Source organism: Saccharopolyspora spinosa NRRL 18395 (assembly GCF_000194155.1).
Lineage (GTDB): Bacteria > Actinomycetota > Actinomycetes > Mycobacteriales > Pseudonocardiaceae > Saccharopolyspora > Saccharopolyspora spinosa.
In genome coordinates, this window is the sequence record NZ_GL877878.1 from 3,289,706 (window position 1) to 3,310,744 (window position 21,039).

At 64.9% G+C, this 21,039-nt stretch carries 19 protein-coding genes and 2 pseudogenes; 3 read left to right on the top strand and 18 right to left on the bottom strand.

Annotated elements, in window-relative coordinates; translation table 11 throughout:
* Positions 1-75: 75 nt before the first annotated feature.
* The 10 genes and pseudogenes from SSPN_RS62670 to SSPN_RS0116370 form a co-directional block, all read right to left on the bottom strand.
* Positions 76-404 (bottom strand): annotated as a pseudogene (locus tag SSPN_RS62670) (4Fe-4S binding protein); the annotation flags it as partial.
* Between the two features lie 532 nt (positions 405-936).
* Complete coding sequence (locus tag SSPN_RS0116330) at positions 937-1,896, bottom strand: electron transfer flavoprotein subunit alpha/FixB family protein (protein ID WP_010696226.1); 960 nt, start codon at positions 1,894-1,896, stop codon at positions 937-939.
* A 32-nt stretch (positions 1,897-1,928) separates the two neighbouring features.
* The gene (locus SSPN_RS0116335) at positions 1,929-2,711 is read right to left on the bottom strand and encodes an electron transfer flavoprotein subunit beta/FixA family protein (RefSeq protein WP_010696227.1); all 783 of its coding nucleotides are present in this window, start codon (positions 2,709-2,711) and stop codon (positions 1,929-1,931) included.
* Positions 2,712-2,864: 153 nt separating this feature from the next.
* Entirely contained in the window at positions 2,865-3,323 is a 459-nt protein-coding gene (locus SSPN_RS0116340; protein ID WP_202798829.1) for a GlcG/HbpS family heme-binding protein, read from the bottom strand.
* Positions 3,320-3,751: a hypothetical protein gene (locus tag SSPN_RS48955; protein ID WP_010696229.1), complete on the bottom strand. Its 432-nt coding sequence runs from the start codon at positions 3,749-3,751 to the stop codon at positions 3,320-3,322. Before SSPN_RS48955 ends, SSPN_RS0116340 begins: the two co-directional genes overlap by 4 nt.
* On the bottom strand, positions 3,748-5,382 hold the full coding sequence (locus tag SSPN_RS0116350; protein ID WP_010696230.1) for a GMC family oxidoreductase: 1,635 nt from the start codon (positions 5,380-5,382) through the stop codon (positions 3,748-3,750). Before SSPN_RS0116350 ends, SSPN_RS48955 begins: the two co-directional genes overlap by 4 nt.
* A complete protein-coding gene (locus SSPN_RS62675; RefSeq protein WP_044572987.1) occupies positions 5,379-5,729 on the bottom strand; it encodes a Dabb family protein in 351 nt (116 codons plus the stop codon). Before SSPN_RS62675 ends, SSPN_RS0116350 begins: the two co-directional genes overlap by 4 nt.
* Before the next feature lies 1 nt (position 5,730).
* Positions 5,731-7,119, bottom strand: coding sequence for an MFS transporter (locus SSPN_RS0116360; RefSeq protein ID WP_010696232.1), 1,389 nt, complete (start codon positions 7,117-7,119; stop codon positions 5,731-5,733).
* Between the two features lie 156 nt (positions 7,120-7,275).
* Positions 7,276-8,172, bottom strand: coding sequence for a DUF6282 family protein (locus SSPN_RS0116365; protein WP_010696233.1), 897 nt, complete (start codon positions 8,170-8,172; stop codon positions 7,276-7,278).
* The gene (locus tag SSPN_RS0116370) at positions 8,169-8,891 is read right to left on the bottom strand and encodes an SDR family NAD(P)-dependent oxidoreductase (RefSeq protein WP_010696234.1); all 723 of its coding nucleotides are present in this window, start codon (positions 8,889-8,891) and stop codon (positions 8,169-8,171) included. Before SSPN_RS0116370 ends, SSPN_RS0116365 begins: the two co-directional genes overlap by 4 nt.
* A 274-nt stretch (positions 8,892-9,165) precedes the next feature.
* On the opposite strand from SSPN_RS0116370, the gene SSPN_RS0116375 reads away from it, so the two are divergent.
* Together SSPN_RS0116375 and SSPN_RS0116380 are read left to right on the top strand one after the other, a co-directional pair.
* Positions 9,166-9,357, top strand: coding sequence for a hypothetical protein (locus tag SSPN_RS0116375; protein ID WP_010696235.1), 192 nt, complete (start codon positions 9,166-9,168; stop codon positions 9,355-9,357).
* Positions 9,358-9,494: 137 nt separating this feature from the next.
* Positions 9,495-10,229, top strand: a complete 735-nt coding sequence (locus tag SSPN_RS0116380; RefSeq protein ID WP_010696236.1) for a GntR family transcriptional regulator — start codon at positions 9,495-9,497, stop codon at positions 10,227-10,229.
* A 71-nt stretch (positions 10,230-10,300) separates the two neighbouring features.
* Here the strand turns inward: SSPN_RS0116380 and SSPN_RS62160 are convergent, their stop codons facing one another.
* The 6 genes and pseudogenes from SSPN_RS62160 to SSPN_RS0116405 all read right to left on the bottom strand — a co-directional run bounded on the left by SSPN_RS62160 (position 10,301) and on the right by SSPN_RS0116405 (position 17,027).
* Positions 10,301-11,455 (bottom strand): thiamine pyrophosphate-dependent enzyme, encoded by a 1,155-nt coding sequence (locus SSPN_RS62160; RefSeq protein WP_337466345.1) that lies wholly within the window; start codon positions 11,453-11,455, stop codon positions 10,301-10,303.
* A 99-nt stretch (positions 11,456-11,554) separates the two neighbouring features.
* A pseudogene (locus SSPN_RS62165) lies at positions 11,555-11,845 on the bottom strand (thiamine pyrophosphate-binding protein); the annotation flags it as partial.
* A 76-nt stretch (positions 11,846-11,921) separates the two neighbouring features.
* On the bottom strand, positions 11,922-13,127 hold the full coding sequence (locus SSPN_RS0116390; RefSeq protein ID WP_010696238.1) for an acyl-CoA dehydrogenase family protein: 1,206 nt from the start codon (positions 13,125-13,127) through the stop codon (positions 11,922-11,924).
* A gap of 3 nt (positions 13,128-13,130) precedes the next feature.
* Complete coding sequence (locus SSPN_RS0116395) at positions 13,131-14,321, bottom strand: CaiB/BaiF CoA transferase family protein (protein ID WP_010696239.1); 1,191 nt, start codon at positions 14,319-14,321, stop codon at positions 13,131-13,133.
* Entirely contained in the window at positions 14,318-15,748 is a 1,431-nt protein-coding gene (locus tag SSPN_RS0116400) for an aldehyde dehydrogenase family protein (RefSeq protein ID WP_010696240.1), read from the bottom strand. Before SSPN_RS0116400 ends, SSPN_RS0116395 begins: the two co-directional genes overlap by 4 nt.
* 28 nt (positions 15,749-15,776) lie before the next feature.
* The gene (locus SSPN_RS0116405) at positions 15,777-17,027 is read right to left on the bottom strand and encodes a CoA transferase (protein ID WP_029535400.1); all 1,251 of its coding nucleotides are present in this window, start codon (positions 17,025-17,027) and stop codon (positions 15,777-15,779) included.
* Positions 17,028-17,706: 679 nt separating this feature from the next.
* On the opposite strand from SSPN_RS0116405, the gene SSPN_RS0116410 reads away from it, so the two are divergent.
* Complete coding sequence (locus SSPN_RS0116410) at positions 17,707-20,013, top strand: ATP-binding protein (protein ID WP_029535401.1); 2,307 nt, start codon at positions 17,707-17,709, stop codon at positions 20,011-20,013.
* Positions 20,014-20,260: 247 nt separating this feature from the next.
* On the opposite strand, the gene SSPN_RS56755 is transcribed toward SSPN_RS0116410, so the two are convergent.
* Both SSPN_RS56755 and SSPN_RS0116420 read right to left on the bottom strand, forming a co-directional pair.
* Positions 20,261-20,404, bottom strand: a complete 144-nt coding sequence (locus SSPN_RS56755) for a hypothetical protein (protein WP_158309574.1) — start codon at positions 20,402-20,404, stop codon at positions 20,261-20,263.
* 140 nt (positions 20,405-20,544) lie between these two features.
* The gene (locus SSPN_RS0116420; protein ID WP_101377278.1) at positions 20,545-20,787 is read right to left on the bottom strand and encodes a hypothetical protein; all 243 of its coding nucleotides are present in this window, start codon (positions 20,785-20,787) and stop codon (positions 20,545-20,547) included.
* Positions 20,788-21,039 lie beyond the last annotated feature (252 nt).

The window sequence follows — 21,039 nt, forward strand, 5'->3', positions numbered from 1 at the left end:
CGATCTCGACGTCTTCGAAGGCCTGGTTCTCGTTCTGCCGCTGGATCAGGCGCATCTCCCGGGGTCTTCTTCGCCCTCTAACGCCCCGGCGCAGCCGACCCAGAACAGGTATTCGACATCCTTGCCCAGATCACCGTCGAAGACCGGCACCTTGAAGTCGAGTTCCTCGGCCCAGGCGAGCCGGTCCTTGGCGTTCTGGCCCCACGGGTTGCCCTTGTTGTCCAGGTTCTTGAACATCCCGCCCAGCTCAGTGGGGAAGTTCGACTCGATCAACACCTGGTAGCGGCGCGCATATCCACGATGTAGTCGACGTGCTCCATATCCACCGGGCACTGGTCCACGCACGCCCCGCAGTTGGTGCACGACCACAGTACCTCCGGGTCGATGACCGCGAGCTCCTCGCCGCCGCCCGGCTCGCCGGCAGCGCGCTGCCTAGCAGGTACGAGACCGGAGCCGACCACACCGCCGCGTGCAACAGGCCCGAGGATTCCTTGAACGCGCGGAGACCCATGATGCCCGCGCCTTCCAGCACCACCACGGCCTTGACGAAATACGCCTGCCTTAAATTCGAACCCGCAAACCGCGACACCCGCCCCGCCCGGCGCGGGTGATTGGCCTGGCGCACCCCGATCAGCCAGAACCCGCCGGCGATCGTGGTTGAGATCCCCAGGATCTCAACCAGCAGGTTCCACGGGCCGGACGCACCCAGCAGCGGGAACTCGAACGCGGTCACGGCGAGACACATCAAGCCCAGGACCAGCTGCACGGCACCCATGCAATAGCCCTTCAATCAGAATTTCTCTTTTGCACACCGGGAAAACGAGCGGCCCACGAATCCTGTCGAGTCCTTTGAGGACAGTACTGCCGACCGAAGCCGGCAGCTGACGGGCTCGATGTCAGCCACCGGCTTCGAGGCCTGCCCGCGAGACTCCCCGGTCAGCCGTTGCGCTTGGTGATCTCCTCGGTGAGCTGCGGCGCGACGGTGAACAGGTCCCCGACCACGCCGAAGTCGGCAATCTCGAAGATCGGCGCCTCGGGGTCCTTGTTGACCGCCACGATCCGCTTCGACGTCTGCATACCGGCCCGATGCTGGATCGCACCCGAGATCCCCAGCGCGATGTACAGCTGCGGCGAGACGGTCTTACCGGTCTGCCCGACCTGGAACTGGTGCGGGTAATACCCGGAATCCACCGCCGCACGCGAGGCACCGACCGCCGCACCCATCGAGTCGGCCAGCTTCTCCACCACCTCGAAGGACTCCGCCGAGCCGACACCCCGGCCGCCGGAAACCACGATCGACGCTTCGGTGAGCTCCGGGCGGTCCCCGGCCTCCACCGGCCGCCGCCCGGTGATCCGCGCCGCCTTGGACGCATCCTGCGCCGGAACCTCCACGGCCTCTTCCGCCGCGGCACCCTCGGCCGCCTCGGCCTCGATCGCACCCGGCAGCACCGTGATCACCGGCGTGCCCTTCGTGATCCTGGCCTTCGCGTCATACGCGCCGCCGAACAACGAGTGCGCCCCGACACCGTCGCCGTCGAGGTCCACGACCTCCGAGAGCAGACCCGAGCCCAGCCGCAGCGCCAGCCGCCCGGCGATCTCCTTGCCATCCACTGTCGCCGGCACCAGCACCGCCGCCGGCGACACCGAACCCACCAAGCCGGACAGCACGTCCACCTGCGGGGTCACCAGAAAGCCCGCCGCCTCCGCCGACTCCGCGGAATAAACCTTCGCCGCGCCATAGGCCGCCAGCGACTCGGTCAGCTTCCCGGCGGTGCCCGGCTCACCGACCACGACCGCCGACGGCTCACCCAACCGCCGCGCCGCCGTCAAAAGCTCGAACGTGACCTTCTTGACCTCAGCGTCCACATGATCGACGAGGACCAGAACCTCAGCCATAACTTCCTCTCCTCGAAATACCGCAGACGGCGTCAGACCAGCTTCTCGCCGGCCAGGAACCCGGCGACGGCCACGCCACCCTCGCCCTCATCGGTGACCTTCACACCCGCGGCCTTCGGCGGCTTCGGCGCCGAGGCCACCACCTGCGAGGCGGCGCCAGCCAGCCCGACCTCGCCCACCTCGATCCCCACGTCCGCCAGCGAAAGCACGCTGACCGGCTTCTTCTTCGCCGCCATGATCCCCTTGAAGGACGGATACCGCGGCTCGTTGATCTTCTCCGTCACCGACACAACCGCCGGCAACCCAGCCTCGACGTTGACGATGCCCGCGTCGGTCTCCCGCTCGGCCTTCACGCTGGAACCGTCGGTCTCGACCTTGCGCGCGAAGGTCAGCTGCGGCCAGCCCAGCACCTCGGCCACCATCGCCGGGACCGCGCCCACGCGGCCGTCGGTCGCCTCGTTACCGGCGATCACCAAGTCGACGTCCTCGACGGTGCCGATAACCTTCGCCAGCGCCCGCGCCGTCGCCGGCGCGTCGGTGCCGCCCAGCGCCCCATCGGATAGGTGCACCGCCTTGTCCGCACCCATCGACAACGCCTTGCGAATCGCATCTGTGGCGCGATCCGGGCCCATGCACACAACGGTGACCTCACCGCCCTGTGCCTCGGTGATCTGCAGCGCCTCCTCCACCGCACGCTCGTTGACCTCGTCCAGCACCGCATCCGCCGACTCACGATCCAACGCGTGATCCGCACCCGCGAGCCGCCGCTCGGAATACGTGTCCGGCACCTGCTTGACCAGAACGACGATGTTCATTCCTCTCCTCTCCCCACGGCGCTGTCCAACAGGCCAACCGACTCCGTTGCTCTTTAGGTCGGTTTCCGGCGTCGGCCGCCGGGAGGCCTCCCGGTGGCCGACGCCTCAACCACACCGATGTGCGCCAAGTGCTGCCTAAAGACCGACTCGCGGTCAGGCGACCGCAGCGCCAGCCTTCGCGACTTCCTCGTCCTGTTCGCCGGTTCCGCCGGCAACGCCAATCGCGCCGACGACCTCACCATCGACCAGGATCGGAACGCCGCCCGCGAAGGTCACGAACGGCCGGGCCTGGGCAGTCTGCAGGCCGAAGAACGGCCCACCAGGTTGGACCAGCTCATTGAGGTCACCGGTCGGCATCTTCATGGACGCCGAGGTGTAGGCCTTGTTGGACGAGATCTCCGGTGATGCGAGGAGAGCGCCATCCTGGCGCAGGAAAGCCACCGGTTCCCTTCCGCTGTCGAGGATGGAAATGCTGGAGGGCGAGCCGATTTCCGTTGCCTTCTCGGCAGCTGCGACCAGAATCTTCTGCGCGAGCTCGGCCGTGAGCCTTGCCATGACAATTTTCCTTTCTGAGCGGATGACGCCGTCTTGTGCTGCGAAGAAACGAGTCAAACAGTCGGCCTATAAACTGGCCCTCGTTCCACAACGGGCTCTAGAAGGTGGATATAGGTATCCACCTCGTCGTTCGCGACAGGTCGATTTTCCTGCCCCGGGTAACCGATGAGCGCGCGCACTTCGGGGTTCATGAGGTACGCGCCGGCGACGAGCAGGCTGAACGCGTCGAACAGCTCGGGGCTGTTCTTGTGGAGCGTCTCGATTGCCTCGGCAGGAGGTTCATCCACCGCTTCGGCCAGGGACGCCCGGAACCGGCCGGCCAGGTCTGGGCGAGCACCGAGCGCACGCTCGATCCAGACTGTATGCACGTCCATCTGCGTGGCAGCAGGCATCCCGGCAGCGTTGGGGATAAGGACATCGGCGCGGGCGCCACAGATGTCACGCTCGTGATCGGTCAGCGTCACATTGGGGTCCGAGGTGGTCATAGGGGGACCTCCTGGTTTTTCCGGTTCGCGATGAGCTGCTCCGTGGCACGCAGCGTGAGCGCGGTGATCGTGGCAGTGGGATTGGCCGCGGCCGATGTGACGAACGCGCTGCCATCGATGACGTAGAGGTTCGGCACGTCGTGCGCGCGATGCCACTCGTTGATCACTGAGTCGGCGGGGTCGAGGCCCATCCGGGCAGTTCCCATGATGTGCCAGCCGCAGTCCCGCATCAGGGGCGTGATGTGGACCTCGGTCGCGCCGGCGGCTTCGTGCGCATCGCGGGCTCGTGCGAGGTTGAAATCCATCAGCCGCCGGGTGTTCTCCGACGTCCGATAGATGATCTTTGGCGATGGGATGCCGTCGGAGTCGGTCTGTACCGAGTCGAGGACGACCCGGTTTTCCATGTCAGGCAAGTCCTCTGCGGTGATTCCCCACTCGAACGACCGGCCGAGAGTCCTGCGGATCCGGTCGTGGAAGTTCTCACCCCAGACCTCCTCGACCGGGCTGTCGCTGTAACCGGCGCGCAGCCCCAGCGGACCGCCGCTGGGCATGACCTGCCACTTGCCTCCGCGCGCAAAGCCACGGCTGGCATCAGTTTCGTAGAACTCGAAGGTCTGGATCGCGTGCCCGGCAGGACCGAGCCAGCTCTCCAGCGGCTCGTCGTAGACACCCGTCGCCGCAGCATAGGGGTGCATCATCAGGCGACGGCCGACAAGACCGGACGAATTCGCGAGCCCGTCAGGGTGAGCTCGCGACGTCGAGAGGAGCAGCAGGCGCGCGGTGCCGATGCCGTTGGCAGCCATGACGACCACATCGGCGGCCTGATGCCTCTCTACGCCGTTCCGATCGATATAAACCGCCCCGGTCGCGAGGCCCTTCGCATTGGTGGTGACCTCCCTGACCCTCGCCCCGGTGACTAGGCGCGCGCCCGCATCGATGGCGTCCGGCCAGTGCGTGATATCCACCGAGCCCTTCGCACCTTCGGGACAGCCTGTCAGGCATGTCCCCCGGCGGACGCAGGCGTTCATGTGGCGATATTTCCTCGCCGAAATCGCGTTGGGCGCGGGCCACCAGTGCCAACCCAACTTGTCCAGGCCTTCCGCCGCCTTCCGGCCGATCTTGTTGATCGGCATGGGCGGATTGGGATAGGGCGCCTCGTCTGGATACGCGGGATCGCCTGCGAGACCCGAGACGCCCATGTCGATCTCGGTCCGTCCGTAGAAGGGAGCAAGGTCTTCGTAGCTGATCGGCCAGTCGTCGCCCACGCCGTCACGGGTTCGGGTCTGGAAGTCCGACGGCAGCATCCTCACCCAATGTGCTGCGTACAAGATCGTGCTTCCGCCGACGCCGTTGAACATCAGCGGGTTGACATCGGATTCGCTGGTGTCGATCGGGTAGTCCGAGGCCCGAGCCCGCGTGTTTGGGTTGGGATGCCAGTCCTTTTGTGCCTTGAGCTCCCACTCCGGGCGGGCTCCCGCGAACTCGGTCGGCCGGGTCCAGTCGCCTTGCTCCAGGCACACCACCGAGAAGCCCGCCTTCGACAGCTCGACTGCGGCGAAAGCACCGGAGGCGCCCGCCCCCACGATCAGGACGTCGGCCTTCTCCTCGCTGAGATTGTCACGGCCGTTCATGCGCGCCTTCCTTCCATAGTCTTGCCGGTTCGGAGGTGCCGCTCCAGGGCGTCGGTAGAGAACTGAACCGCTTTCCGTTCGGCCACGATGTGCAGGACATGGTCCCGCACCAGTTCCAGGTGTGCGGGGTGGTCGAGGTAGCCGTCGATCTCATCTGCGGATCCGAGTTCAGCCACGACACCGAAATCGAAGTTGCCGTCGCGAGCCCCAAGGTCCCGCCCGTAACGGTACGCCTGCAAGCAGCCGGTACGCTCCGGCATGGTTGCGAGTTCCGCTTCGAATTTCGCTATTTGATCATCGGTTACACCGTCGCGGAAGCGAAACATGGCGATATGAGTGATTGACATCTCATGCGCCTCCCGTCGGCTGGTCGAGATTGCATGACCTCAACGAGACCAATGCTCTGTCCCTGCTCTGGAACCGTCCCACTGTCTCCCGCGTGAACAACGCAGTGACGATAAGCGCGACGAGCATCAGACCGGCGAGGAAATAGAGCGCGATATTGTAGCCCGTGGGCGACGAGAACCCTCCACCTAGCGCGATGAGCGCACCGACGAGGTACGGGCTGAAACCGCCAAGGTAGATCCCGACATTGATGATCGAACTCGCGACGCCGGTCGATCCCTTTCCCGCAGAATCGAACGCAATGGCATAAACCAACGTGTAGGGGGCGTTCAGCGCGAAACCGACGAACAACTGAATCCCGATAACGGCACCGAGACTGGTGTCCGCGAATTGGAAGAGAACGATCCCCACTGCGATCCAGCCGAGTACGATCATGAGTGAGAGTTTGCGGCCGATGCGGTCGGAGATCGCACCCCACACGATCTGCCCGATCCCACCCGTGATCGTGAAGAGTACCGAGTAAGCAGCGACTTCAGCGTAGTTGTAGTGGGCCACGAAGGCCAGGTATTGCGGGAGCCAGAAGCTAAGCCCGAAGTATCCGACGATCGACATCATCGCGACGAGCGCGATCACCCCGATGTTGGGATTGCGCACAGCCTGTGCCGGCTTGATTGAATCCGCGTCCACTGCCTCAGCTTCGAGCGGCTTCGTGTGCCCTACGGCCTCGACCGACTCGACGACCGTGTCGTACCGCCGCTTATTCGCGAACCACCAGTAGATCGTGAAGACGATGACCACCGGGATCGGGAAATAAAGGAACGCAACGCGCCAGTTCTCCGGGCCGTACGCGGCCAGGACAGCTGCGACCGCGAAGCCCCCGACCAGCGTTCCCCACGGATAGCCGGTGTGGTGGATTCCGAGGGCCATTCCTCGGCGCTGTTTGGACCACCATTCACCGGCCGAGGCCACCTCGATAGCCTCGCCCGCACCACCGATCGCGTGGGAGAGCACCTGCATGAGGACGAGCATGGCTAGCGACGCGGTCAGTACGTTGAAGCCGGTCAGGAACGTGAACAGCGTGTAGCCGATCACGATCGGAAGGTGCCGATATTTCCGCCGCCAGCCGTGTCCGCCCTTGTCGGCCCACACCATCACCGGGACGCAGATGGCCGCCGTCGACAGCGTGACGAGCGTAGTCATAAGACCCGACGACGAAGGCGTCAGATTGAACTCGGTGGTGATCGCGGGTAACACCATGTAGATCATCTGCCGCGAAATCGAGTCAAGTCCGTAAATCAGCCATAAGAGCACCAGGGAAATCGCGGAGTTGGTGAGTCCGCGGCGAACAATCGCCCGGGCGCCCTGCTGAGCGAGTGCAGTTTGCATCGACATTGATGTTGTCCTCACGGTGAATGTACGCAGGGCAAATTGCCCGGGCGCGGTGGCCCCCAGGAATGTGCGGAACCGGCCCCCAAAAAAGGGTTATTTCCGGCTCCCATCACGCCGTGCCGACGCGCGGCACGACCGAACGACGTCAGCCGGATGACATCACCCGGTGAGAAGGCGCTTGGGCGCCTCCGATGTCATGTACCGGAGCTCGTCCGGGGTGAAGCCCTCCTCGAGCATGCCTTCGATGAACAGGCGGAACGCCTCGGCGGGATGCGGGTTGACCTGCTGGCCGCCGTCGGTGGCCAGGTGACATGACTCCATTCCCACCTTGCGGATCAGTTCGGCGATGTGCCCCATGCTCTGCGGCGGCACGATGACCTTCGTAACGAACGCGTACTGGAACTCGTTCATCGCCCCGAACGACGCCAGCTCCCGCATGTCTTCGGCGCTGGCCCCGACAAACAAGGCGTGCGGGTGTGTGACGATCAGACGGGTGATCCCGAGTTCGGCCGCCCGCCGGAAAACCTTGATCGCTTCGGCAGGCGAGACGTGCCCGGAGGCGAGGATCATGTCGTGCTCTTTGATCAGCTGCAGAATGTCCTCGATCTCGGGCTTGAGGGTGCCGTTGTCATCGACGACGACAATTCCCTCACTGCTGACCGGGGATTCGGCGCGCAGGATCGGAACGTTCTCCGCGTGTTCCAGAAAATGCCGTGCGCTCAACGTCGGCAACCACACGATGCGGCCACCCTGCTTCGCGGACTCGAGCACTGCGTAGGGATTGAGCCCACCGACCGGATAGTTGAGCGCGACACCGCCGCGGACGTCGAATCCGGCGGCCGTACGCGCCATTTCGGCACGCGCGGCGGTGTCCGTCGAGTGGCTTTTGACCACGATCGCGTCCATCCCGGCGGCCTTGGCCTCCTCGGCGGCCTCGATCGCCGTCACCGAGCGCGGGAAGATGTCCGGCGCGGTGTGGATGTGAAGGTCGACCGCACCCTGCAACAGCTGGTAACTGAGCTCGACCCGTTCCTGCTTGGTCATCGCCTCGGTCATGCCGAGAGCCCCCCGTCAACGGTGATCGCCTGCCCGGTCATGTAAGACGCGGCATCCGAGACCAGGAAAGCGTGCCACTTCGCAAGCTCGGGTGGCGCCGCTTCGCGGGACAGCGGAACGTTGGCCTTGACATTAGCCAGGTGTGCCTCTCTACCGCCTTCGAAGGTGATCACCGGGTCGTTGAACGGAGTGTCGACCCATCCCGGGCACAGGCAGTTCGCCCGGATGTTGTCCGCGGCGACTTCGACGGCGAGCGTCCGGGTGAACGCGATGACCGCGCCCTTCGACGCGCTATACGCCGTCATGCCCGCAAATCCCTTCAGCCCGGCCAGGGAAGCCGTGGTCGTGATGCTGCCGCCACCGGCTGCCCGCAGGTGCGGCACCGCGTACTTCGAGGTCAGGAAGCAGGACTTGACATTGACCCGAAGCTGGTCGTCCCAGTCGGTCTCGTCGAGCACCTCCACTGCGCCGGAACGCTGGATCCCGGCGACATTCACCACCGCATCGAGCCCACCGAGGCCCGTGACCGCCTCGTCGACCATCGCGGCGACCGAACCCGAGTCGGCGACATCGCATTTGATGAAACTGGGGTCGTCACCGGGATCCCGCAGATCCACGCTCACCACGGACGCGCCCTCCGAGCGCAGTAAACCCACCGTGGCACGGCCGATGCCGGACGCTGCTCCCGTGACTATGACGCGCTTGCCGGAACCTGCCATGTCGCCTCCACCTTCCCTGCGCCGACGCTGACGCGAGGACTCGACTCGCTTGGCATGCCATTTGGCCGCATTTGTACGACCAACTTGGTGCGCTGACCTTAACTATTGGCCCAGGTGAGTGTCAAGTGTCACAACACCCACGCTTACCTGCGCTTTTGCTGATCAACACCGAGCCGGCTCGGCAACGCGGCGAGACCCCTCAGTCTCGTGCGCCACCTCCGAACACGGCCATCGGCCGACCTGACCAGACAATGGCCGCACAAACTGACAAGAAGTGGCTCTTTTCGCCGTCAACTGCCCCCCGCACGCCACCGTGCTTGGCGCCGCGGAACTGCCGTACGCGATCGAGAGCACGCTGGCCGAAGAGCGCCGCGCCGGAGCCGGATGCCTGACCGACCCGTGCCCGGCAGGCACCCTCAGCCGGGTACCCACCGGGGTGCCAGTAGCCAAAGTCATCCGCGGCTAGTCTTCCCGCCAGCGACTCCGGACCGGGACAGGGGCGCTCGGGACGACCGCGCAAGTCCGGTTGCCCATTTGTCCGGCTAAATGACATATAGTTGACGACAAACCGTCCTCAAGCCTTCACTCTCAGGGGTAGTGAGAATGCCGACCAACGAGCCGAGCTACCAGGTGCTCTCGCGAAACCTCCGTGTGCAGATCCGCCAGGGTGAGTTCTCCGACGGTCATCGTCTGCCCACAGAAGCCGAGCTCGCGGAGCGTTATGGGCTGAGTCGGCAAACGGTGCGGCGCGCTTTTCAGGATCTCGTTTCCGAAGGTCTCGTCTACCGGATCCGGGGCCGGGGTACCTACGCGCGCTCCGGTGGCGACGGGTACGTCCGCCAGGTCGGATCGGTGGACGACCTCATGGGGCTTTCCGAGGACACCGCTATGGAGGTCGTCCGGCCGCTGACGCGGAAGGTCGATCCGATCAACGCGGGACGGCTTCGCCTGGCTGCGGATGTCGTCTACGAGATGCAATTCGTGCGGATCCACGATGGAGTACGGTTCTGCACCACGACGGTGGCGCTGCCGCCGAGTGTGGCCAAACTCCTGGATTCCGTCGAGGAACCGCACAAGGTCGGCACGGTGAGCACCATCACGATCATCGGGCTGCTCGACAGCCGACTGCCGTTCGCGGTCAAGGAGGCCCAGCAGAGCATCACGGTTGACCGTTTCTCGGAAACGGACGCGAAGTGTCTGTCCACCGAGGTCGGCAGCCCGAGTCTGCGGGTCGACCGGCTCTATTTCGGCACCGACGGCAACCCGGTCGAACTGGCGATCAGCCATTTCGTACCTGAGCATTACTCGTATCGCATCAGCCTCCGGCGGAACGCCTGACAGCCTGCTCAGGTGATTGGACGGCACCGCCACGCCGGGTCGGGATGTGGCGGTGCCAAGGCGTTTACCGCTCAGCGCTTCCCGCGAATCGCGGCCAGGACCTCGCCATAGGCGCGCGAATCAACCCGTACGTCCACAATCGACGGACCGTGCTGCCCGAGCGCCCGCGCCAAGGCCGTGTCGAGTTCATCGGCGGAATCGGCGGAGAAGCCGGCCAAGCCATAACCGCGGCCGATCTGCGCGAAATCGGTCTCGCCGTACCCGATCGCGTTCTCCCCGCCGTTGCCATCGGGCTTGGCCTTGATCGCGATCAGGCTCAACCGCGAATCGTTGAAGACCACGATCGTAACGTTCAAGCCCAACCTGCTGATCGTCTCCAACTCGCCCAGGCACATGCCCAGCCCACCGTCCCCGGTGAAACACACAATGCGCCGACTCGGCCGGGCGAGGGCCGCCGCGACCGCGGCGGGAACGGCGAAGCCCATCGTCGCCAGACCACTCGAGATGATCATCTCGTCCACGTCCTCGGTGGTCCACAGCGAAGTCGCCGGAAGCATGTGTGCCCCCGCGTCGACCGTGGCGATCGTGGCGGTGGGTACTGCGGCCCGCGTCCGTAACACCACCTCTTGTGGCGTGACGCCCTCCGGGATCCCGGGCGTGGCCGCACACAAACGGGCCAACTCGTCGTCGCGATGCCGGTTGCCCGCGCCGGGCGGCCAGGTCGTCGCCGGCCAGATCTGCGACAGCTCAGTGACCAGCTTCTCCAGGTTGCCGACGACCTCGACGTCCGGGCGCAGGTAGGGGCTGGTCTCCGCCCAGGACGAGAACGAGACGACCGGCGCCTGGTAGGGCCAGGCGTTGGGAATGAACTCGACCGTGTCGACTCCGATCATCACGATCAAGTCCGCAGCGTGCAGCAACGGTGCCTCGGTGGTCGCGCCGGTGACCAATCCAGCGGAGTTCGACCAGGAATCCGGCACGAGCCCCTTGGCCCGATAGGTCATCAGCGTGGGAGCGGCCGACTCCGCCAGTAGCGTGCGTACCGGTTCGGCGAGCCCGCGTGCACCGACACCGAGCAACACGAGCGGCCGCTTGGCCTGGGAGACAAGACGCAACGCGTCATCGACCGTATCCGGAGAAGGCTCTGCGGCGATTTCCGAGGGCGTCGCCGACGACGTCGCGCTGGGGTCGAAGTCGAGGTGCACCGGCCCTCTCGGAAGCGACATCGCCGCACCGACCGCATGACGCACCGTCGCCCCCGCGTCACCGCCGCTTCCAGCGGTGGCGGAGCACTTGGTGACCGGCGCGTACAAAGCCCGCTGATCGAGACGCTGATGCGCGATCCGCTCGGCGTCCGCAGCGCTGACCGTGTCGGTGACCAGTACCAGCGGCTGCCGATCAAGCATGGCGTTGGCAACCCCGTTTACTGCGCTCGCGGCTCCCGGCCCCCGAGTGACGACGCAGACCCCCGGGCTGTCGGTCAAATCGCCGTAGACGGACGCCATCATGGCCGCCGGTGTCTCGGCGTGGGCGAGCACAAATCGGAGGCCGATGGCTTCAGCCGCCCCGATGAAGTCCAGGTTGTTTCCGCCGCCCGGCATGCCGAACACCGTGTCCGCACCGGCGGCCGCCCCCGCCCCCGGTCTCCTTGCGTGGGCGTCTGGAGCGGGTGTGTGCGGGTCCGGCCGCGCATCACACGTTGAGTTTGTAGTCTTCGAGAACCCGCCGGCCGATGATCATCCGCTGGATGTCCGCGGTTCCCTCGCCGATGAGCAGCATCGGCGCCTCCCGATAGAGCCGTTCGATCTCGTACTCCTTCGAGAATCCGTACCCGCCGTGGATCCGGAACGAATCCTCCACAACCTGCGCGCAGTATTCGGAGGCGAGATACTTCGCCATTCCGGATTCCAGATCATTACGCTGCCCCGAGTCCTTTTTGCGCGCGGCGCGCACCATCATCTGATGCGCCGCTTCGACCTTCGTCGCCATCTCGGCAAGCCGGAACAGCACGGCCTGATGTCCGGCGATCGCCTTGCCGAAGGTTTCCCGTTGCTGGGCATAAACGACACCGAGTTCAAAGGCCCGCAGGGCCACCCCGCAGCCGCGCGCGGCTACGTTCACCCGACCAACCTCGACACCGTCCATCATCTGGTAAAAGCCCCGGCCCGGCACGCCCCCCAGGATCTGGCCTGCACTGATCCGGTGGCCGTCGAACACCAGCTCAGTGGTGTCCACGCCCTTGTACCCCATCTTCTCGATCTTGCCCGGCACCGTGAGCCCCTGAGCTGTCTCGCCGAAGCCTGCTTCCTTGTCGACCAGGAACGTCGTCATGTTCTGGTAGACCGAGTCCGAGCCCTCGTCGGTCCGCACGAGGACGGCGACCAGGTTGGCTGAGCCGCCGTTGGTCAGCCACATCTTCTGGCCATTGATCGTGTAGTCGCCGTCGCCGTCGTCGTCCTTGACCGCCTTGGTCCTGATCGCGCTGACATCGGAACCGCAGCCGGGCTCGGACATCGAGAAGGCCGCCCGCACCTCTCCGGTGGCCATGCGCGGCAGATACTTTCGTCTCTGCTCCTCGGTGCCGTGCTGGAGCAGCAGGTAGGCGACGATGAAGTGGGTGTTGATGATGCCGCTGACGCTCATCCAGCCGCGGGCGATCTCTTCCACACACAACGCGTAGATCAGCAAGGATTCCCCGAGGCCGCCGTATTCCTCGGGGATCATCAGGCCGAACAGGCCGAGTTCCTTGAGGCCGTCGACGATTTTCGCCGGGTATTCGTCGTGGTGTTCGAGCTCGTTGGCGACTGGAAGGATCTCCTGCTCCACGAACGACCGCACGGTCTTGAGGATCTCTTGCTGGACGTCGGTGAGTCCGTCGGTCTCACAGAGGTGGCCCATGATTCAGCTCTTCCTTCCGTTGCTGCCTGCCGAATCGACGGACAGACCACCAATGACCTTGTCGTTGTGTTCGCCCAGCCGAGGGGGCGCCAGCCGGACTGTAGGGGCGATTCCGTCGAACTTCCACGGTGTGTTGACGACCCGGGCCTCGCCCGCATCGTCGCGATGGAAATGAAGGACCATCTGACGCTCGTGCGTGGCAGGGTCTTCCAGCACGCTTCCGATGTCCAGGACAGGCCCGACCGGCACCCCGACCGCTTCGAGCTCGGCGATGACCTGTTCGGTGCTCATGCGGGTGAGGGTGGCGTCGACCTCGCGCAGAAGCTCGTGCTTGTGAGCCAGCCTCAGCGGGTTGGTGCGGAACCGCGCGTCAACGGCCAGGTCGGGCTGTCCGAGTGCCTCGCACATCCGCTCGAATTGGGAGTCGTTGCCGACGCACATGTTGATGAAGCCATCGCCCGTGCGGAACATGCCATAGGGAGCGATCGTGGAATGACCGTTGTGGTCGGATTCCGGCACGACACCGGTTTCGAGGAACCGGGCCGCGTGGTGCGTCAGCATGGAGACGACGCTGTCCTGCATCGCGATGTCGATGGCGCGGCCGAGTCCGGTGCGTGAACGTTCGAACAGCGCACTGACGACGGCGGTAGCGGCGAACATGCCAGCCGCGATGTCGGCGACCGGGACGCCCCACTTCGCCGGCTCACCCGGTCGGCCCGTCATCCGCATGACGCCGCTGGTGCCCTGCACAATCTGGTCGTAGCCGGACCGGGTTCCCTGGCCCTGCCCGAATCCACTGATGGAGCAATAGACCAACGCGGCGTGTGCGGCGCGCAGGGACGCGGCACCCAATCCCAGTCGGTCGGCCGTACCCGGTCGCCAGTTTTCGACGACGACGTCCGCGGTGCCGATCAGCTCGCGCACCCGCCTGCGGTCCCCGTCGTCTTTGAGGTCGAGTGCGACGCTGTGCTTGTTGCGGTTGACCGACATGAAGTACGCCGCATCGTTTCCCACAAATGGCGGCCCCCAATGCCGCGCATCGTCACCACGATGCGGACTTTCGACCTTGATCACCTCAGCACCGAGATCGGCAAGCATCAGCGTGCAGTACGGGCCGGACAGCGCCTGGGTGAAGTCGACGACCCGAACCCCCGCGAGCAGGTTCAGCCCCTCGGTATGTGCGGACCCCGTCATCGGGTCACCTTCGTCACGATGGTCTTCGTCTGGCAAAAGCCCTTGAGCGCTTCGAAGCCCTTCTCCCGGCCGTAGCCGGATTTTCCGAAACCGCCGAAGGTGTATTCCACTCCGCCGCCCCCGCCGTAGGTGTTCAGGTAGACCTGGCCCGCCCGGATCTCCTCCGCCATCACGTGGGCCACGTCGAGATTCCTCGTCCACGCTGCGGCGATCAGTCCGTACTGGGTGCCGTTCGCCAGCTGGATGGCCTCGTCGACGGTCCCGAACGACATCGCGGCCAGCACGGGGCCGAACACCTCCTCCTGGGCGATCTCCTGTGCGGGATCGACGTCGGTGAATACCGTCGGGGGAAAGTAGAAGCCACCCTCGGGTAGTTCGACCTGCCCAGGACCGCCGAGCTGCCGGGCGCCGGAGTCGGCTGCTCGCTGCACCATCTGCGTCACCCGGTCTCGCTGCTTGGCCGAGATCAGCGGCCCGAGGTCGAGATCCTGCGGTCCGGGCCCGATACGGACGCCGCGCAGCGCCTCATCGATCCGCGCGAGGACCTCGTCGCGCACCTCCTCGTGCACCAGCAGTCGCGAACCGGCGGAGCAGGTCTGTCCGGCGTTTTGGAGCATCGACTTGACGATCACGGGAATGGCGGCGTCGAGGTCGGCGTCGGGAAATACGATGTTCGGCGATTTCCCACCGAGCTCGAGCACGACCGGAATGACGTTTTCCGCCGCCGCGTGCGCGACAGCCGCACCGACCGGCACCGACCCGGTGAAGGACAGGTGGTCGATGCCAGCGTGTCCCGCCAGCGCCGCGCCGGCTTGTGCCCCCAGGCCCGGCACCACGTTGAGAACACCGGCAGGCAGGCCGGCTTCGAGTGCGGTGCGGGCGACTTTGAGCACCGACAGCGGCGCCTCTTCCGCAGGCTTAACGACGGCGCAGTTGCCGACCGCGATCGCGGGGGCGATCGTGCGGCAACCAATCTGGAGCGGATAGTTCCAGGGAATGATGTGCCCCGTCACTCCGAATGGAACATGCCGGGTATAAGCGACGAAGTCACCGTTGGGCGGCAAGCTGTGCCCGAAGAAGGCCTCCATCGTGTTGGCGTAATACTCGAAGTAGCGGGCCGCGACGTCGGTATCGGCGCACGCTTGCGCCAGCGGCTTGCCGGTGTCCTGGCTCTCCAGCAAGGCGAACTCCCCGCGGTCGCGCCGGATGAGCTCACCGATACGACGAAGGATCGCCGAGCGCTCGCTGTAGGGCGTATGCGCCCATTCACGACTCGCCGCACGGGCGGCCGCGACTGCGGCGTCCACGTGTTCACCCGTGCCGCGGAGCGTGCGGTCCAGCAGCGTTCCCGTCGACGGGTCAAGGACGTCGAGCGTCTCTGGGCCTTCCACCAGCTTGCCGTCGATAACGGCCGCCTGTGCCGGCATCTGTCTCCTCCTGAAGGGGGCCGAGGCGCTAGGACACGCCGTGGGAATCCGCGTGCGCGGACGAGGGGGCGCGGACTGTGCCGGCCGCGACCAGTTGACGAACTCGTTCCCGAGACATTCGCAGCTCCCGGGACAGGATTTCTTCGGTGTGCTGCCCGAGAATGGGCGCCGGCATGGGCGGCTTCGGAGACGACGCGAAGGTCAGCGGCGAACCGGGCGCCAGATGAGGCCCGACGCCAGGCTGGTCGACGACCGACATCAAGGGGTTGCCTCCCTCGGCCGTCTGAAGAGCCGAAACCGTCTCGGCGAAAGTGCGATACGGCGCCCACACCAGCGAGCTGCCATCGAGCAACTCACACACCTCATGCCGCCGGCGCGCGGCGAACCATCGCTGGAACAGCCCAGCCAGAACCTCGCGATACTCGAAACGGTCACCATCGCGCGAGAAGTCCACCCCGAGGCTCTCCTCCAGCGCCTGCACGGGGTTCTCCAGGCCGGTAATCCGCAGGAGGTCCTGCCAGTGCCGCCGGGTCAGCGCCACGATCATCAACCGCTGACCATCGGCGCAGGTGAAATCACGCGCGAAGCCGCCGTAGAGGTGGTTCCCGATACGTTGCCGCGCCACGTTGTTGACCTGGGCCTCGGCTAGGAATCCCAGGTTTCCCGCCATCGCCAGCGCGACATCGGCAAGCGCCACCCGCACCCGGTCGCCCTCGCCGGTCAGCTCTCGCCGCCTCGCCGCAGCAGCCACGCCGAGCGCCGCGTACAAACCACACGCGATGTCCCAGGCAGGCAGCACGTGGTTCACCGGATCGGCTAGCCCGGCCGGACCGGTCACCATCGGAAACCCGACTTCCGCATTGACGGTGTAATCCACCGCGGCCGAACCGTCGCTTCGTCCGTCGACCTGCACATAGATCAGATCGCGACACCACTCGCGCAAAGCGTCGTACGACAGCCAGGAGCGTCTGCCAGCGTTCGTCAGGACGACCGCCGAGCGGGGCGGAGACGCCGCGACCAAGTCACGGACGATCGAGCGGCCCTCGTCGGAGCGCATGTCGACCATCATCGATCGCTTTGACTTGTTGAGGCCCGCCCAATAAAGACTGGTGCCGTCCTTGCTCACGGGCCACCGGTCCCGGTCTGCGGCACCACCGATCGGATCGATCCGCACGACCTCAGCGCCCAGTTGCGCCAGCGTCATCCCACCGAGCGGAGCCGCGACGAACGAGGAGATCTCGATGACGCGCAGCCCAACCAAGGGACCGGTAACTCCCATGTCTCCTCCAGCTCCGACGCAAGCCGGACAACCATCAGTTATGTACGGCCATTTGTCTATCATGTCGGGCCAATTTGTGGCAAGATGCGCCTTGCGAGATCCAGCAGATCCCCTGCCCCATTCAGCACGCGTCCGCCAGCGCCACCCGAGCACGCGACGCGCCGAAGCGCCTGGTCACCGCAGTCGCGGGCAGACACTCGCGGCGGCAGACCGATGTCGGTCACCGCAATGGACGAACGGCCTCCACAGCCCGTCGAGCGCGCGGGGGCCGTAGAGCCCAAGGGTGGGGCATTCACGTCGGCTTCTCCGGCGAGAACGTCATCCGACGCCTGGTCGTGCACCGTCTCCCACTGCCGTCGCCCACCAGTACGAGGCCGCCGACACAACCAATTGACGATGCATGGAAACCAGTCATCAACGCCTTCGCCATCACGCTGAAGCGAACGGCCTGTTCGCCTCGCTAGACGGCGCGAACGGTCCGTTCGCTTCAGCTTCTTCGGCGAATGCTGGTCGGCCGCCGAAACCTACTTACCGAACACCGTTCCCGAGGTAGACCTCCCCGGCTGAGCAAAAATCGCGGCGATTAACAAGAGCGATGCCGGGTAATGTTGGCCATCAGCGTTGCCATTGGTGCTCATGTGACCAGCGAGAGGTCGTTGACCCATCCTATGCTGGATTTGTGGCTGCACCGCAGGCGGTAACTGGCTCGGTCGGCAACTTGCCGACCGAGCTGACGAGTTTTGTCGGCCGGCGGGTGGAGCGAGCGGAGATCAGGCGGTTGCTGTCGAGGGCGCGACTGGTAACACTGACCGGTTTCGGCGGGGTTGGCAAAACACGGCTGGCCTTGCGCGCGGCCACAGAGTTACGCCGGGCGTTCCCAGACGGGGTGTGGTTTGCCGACCTTTCGACGCTCAGTGATCCCGTTCTCGTCCCCGACACGGTCGCCAGCGCATTGAAGCTGCACCCGCAGTCCCCACGCGGGGCCATCGGCGTTCTGACGGAGTTCCTTGCGCCGCGTCACGCGCTGCTGGTGTTGGACAGCTGCGAGCACCTGCTGGATCCGTGCGTTGAACTGGCAATCTCGTTGCTGCAGTCCGCTCCGAATCTGCGCATCCTCGCGACGAGCCGACAGTCGTTGAACACCGCCGGAGAGCAGATCCTTCCGGTGATGCCGTTGCCGGTCCCAGACAAGCTGGACCCTCGCGACTCGCAGCTAGAGGATTCATCGATCAACTTGTTTCTCGACCGTGTCACGGCCGTGGTGCCTGACTTCCGGCTAACCGACGACAACATGGACGAGGTGCTCGCGCTCTGCCGGAAACTCGAGGGCGTACCGCTTGCCCTGGAGCTCGCCGCCGTCAAGCTACGCGGAATGTCTCTCACCGAGGTTCTGGAGCAGCTGTCCGGTCGCTTCCCATCGCTTACGGGGAATCGAGTAGCCGCAGACCGGCAACACAGTTTACGGGAGTGCATCGAGTGGAGTTACGAGCTGTGCACGCCGGCAGAACGCGACCTTTGGGCGCAGGTGTCGGTCTTCGCTGGCGGTTTCGAACTAGACGCCATCGAATCTGTCGCCACGACAACCGCCCACGACAGCGAGCCTGAGCTTGCCAGCGTCCTGTTTTCCCTGGTGGATAAGTCCATTCTGATTCGCGAGGAGCATGATGGCAAGACGCGCTATCGCATGTTGGATATCATCCGCCAGTACGGACAGCAGCGGTTGCGCGATTCCGGACAATGGATAACCACGCGCCGTCGCCACCGCGACTTCTATGCCGACTTTGTTGACCAGGCGCGGGCAGGGTGGGTCAATGTACGCGAGAGCGACTGGTTCGCTCGGCTGCGCCGTGAACATGCTAACCTGCAAGCGGCGTTGGAGTTCTGCACAACCGAGCCGGGAGAGGCAGTTATCGGTCTGCGCATCGCGGCTGGCCTACGTCACCATTGGATGACACGAGGGCTGGTCCGTGAAGGACTCCATTGGATCACACGTCTCCGTACGCAAACGCCATCGGACACCCACACCACAATCCTGGCCATCAACACCGCTGTCTGGCTGTCCACCTTGCAAGGCGACCTCACCATTGCGGATTCGTTACTAGAGGACGGCCGTGCACTGGCCCGCCAGTTCGGTGAGCCGGCCGAGGCGTTCATCCGTCAGGCCTCCGGTTTCCAGGCTTTGTTCGCCGACAACCTGTCCCGTGCGGCCAGCGATTTCGAAAAGGCAATTGCAATTTTCGAGACCGTAGGAAACTCCATCGAAAAGGTCTATACACTGTTTCTGCTTGCGCTTGTGCATACTTTTGCGGGCGATTTCGAACGTGCGCCGACCCGCTATCACGAATGCTTAGCGCTCGATCCCCCGGACGAAATTCTGATCCGCGCCAAGTGTCTGAGCTGGTTAGCCGTTCTGCACACAGGGGACATCCAAGGGGACCTCAAGATGGAACAGGAAAGTCTGCGGCTGAAATATTCGATCGACGACCACTTTGGCATAGCCATCTCGATCGATGCGATGGCATGGATCACGGCCTGGAACAATCCGCGGCGCGCGGCTGCCCTGCTTGGTGCCGCCGTCACACGCTTTGATGAGATGGGCATCCCCATCAGCTCGCTACCCGGTTTGTTCGCCCGCCACCAGGCATGCGAGACACGCCTGCGACAGACGCTGGGCGATACCTTCGCGGATGCCTACGCCCGGGGCGCCAGCCTGCGGCGTGATTCCGCGATTCAATATGCCTTGGCGGAAGAGCCCCACGCACAGCCCGCACCCGACTTGGCCCGATCACCTTTCGATCTTCTCACACCCCGCGAGTCGGAGGTAGCCGCGTTGGTCTCCCAGGGGCTGTCCAATAAGGACATCGCGAAGATGCTCGTCATCTCCCAACGCACGGCGGAATCCCATGTCCAGCACATCCTTACCAAGCTCAGCTTCGCCTCCCGTGCCCAGATCGCGACCTGGATCACGGAACGGCGCAGGAAATAGCCGTGACGGCTTCAAGACATGTCAGGCCGCTGCGTGACCCCGTAGCGGTGGTAGAAGCGGTAAACCCGCTCGGCCAGGGCATCCAGGGTCGAGCCGGTACTGCCTGCTGGTCTCGTGCAGGATCTGCCCGATGTGGCTGGCGTCGGCGTGGTCGTCGAGCAAAATCCACCACGGTGCGCGTCTCGTCGAGCGCAACGTCGTCAGATTCCACCTCGGTCACCGGCGCGGCGACGTAGTCCTCGGTGATCTACTTTCCCTGGCTGCCGAGGAACTTCTCGTAGTCCAGGTCGACGCGCTCCTCGTCGTGGTGTCGGGTGTTCATCGCCGCCCCTCCTTCCGCGCCTGAAATGCCTGCGGCGGCCAGTGCCGACACGTCCACGACAGGCAGCATCGCGGCCACGCGGAGAAAACCCCCTGATCTCAGGGCAGCACCATGCGCTGTGCTCCCCACAGGATTCCTTCAGAACCCCGGAAACCGCAGCGAAACGGGGGTGCGTCCATAACGGACGCACCCCCGCACAACGCACCGGATCAGTAGGTCGGCTGCACCCACAGCTGGTACCGGCCGTGGTTGTACAGGTTCTTGCAATACCAGCCGACCCAGCGGTGCTGCCTCATGCCCACGTTGCCCGCATAGGCGCAGGACGAACTCGACGTGTAGACCCCGCCCGGGACGAACGTGGCGGCGGACGCCACACCCTGGGTGGCGGCGAGCCCACCGGCAAACCCCAGCGTGAGAAGGGTGGCCGCAGCCAGCTTTCGCATCCTCATCATGGCACTCCAATCGCAAAGAGACAGAGGTGACGCCGGAAAAGGTGAGATTCGACGCACTGCTGGTAAACCTAAGCAGCGACATCAGTCGTGACCAGATTGTCCGGGGTGCTAGGGCATGCGCGACCGTTGAATGTTGCCTCAAGGTGCAAGCTGACTTCTTGGATGTGAGCGTGCCATTTCAGCCCGCAACCGGTGACCGACAGGTACGGCTCGTCCCCGCCGAGACGGAACGAGACTCGGTAGCCATGCCGG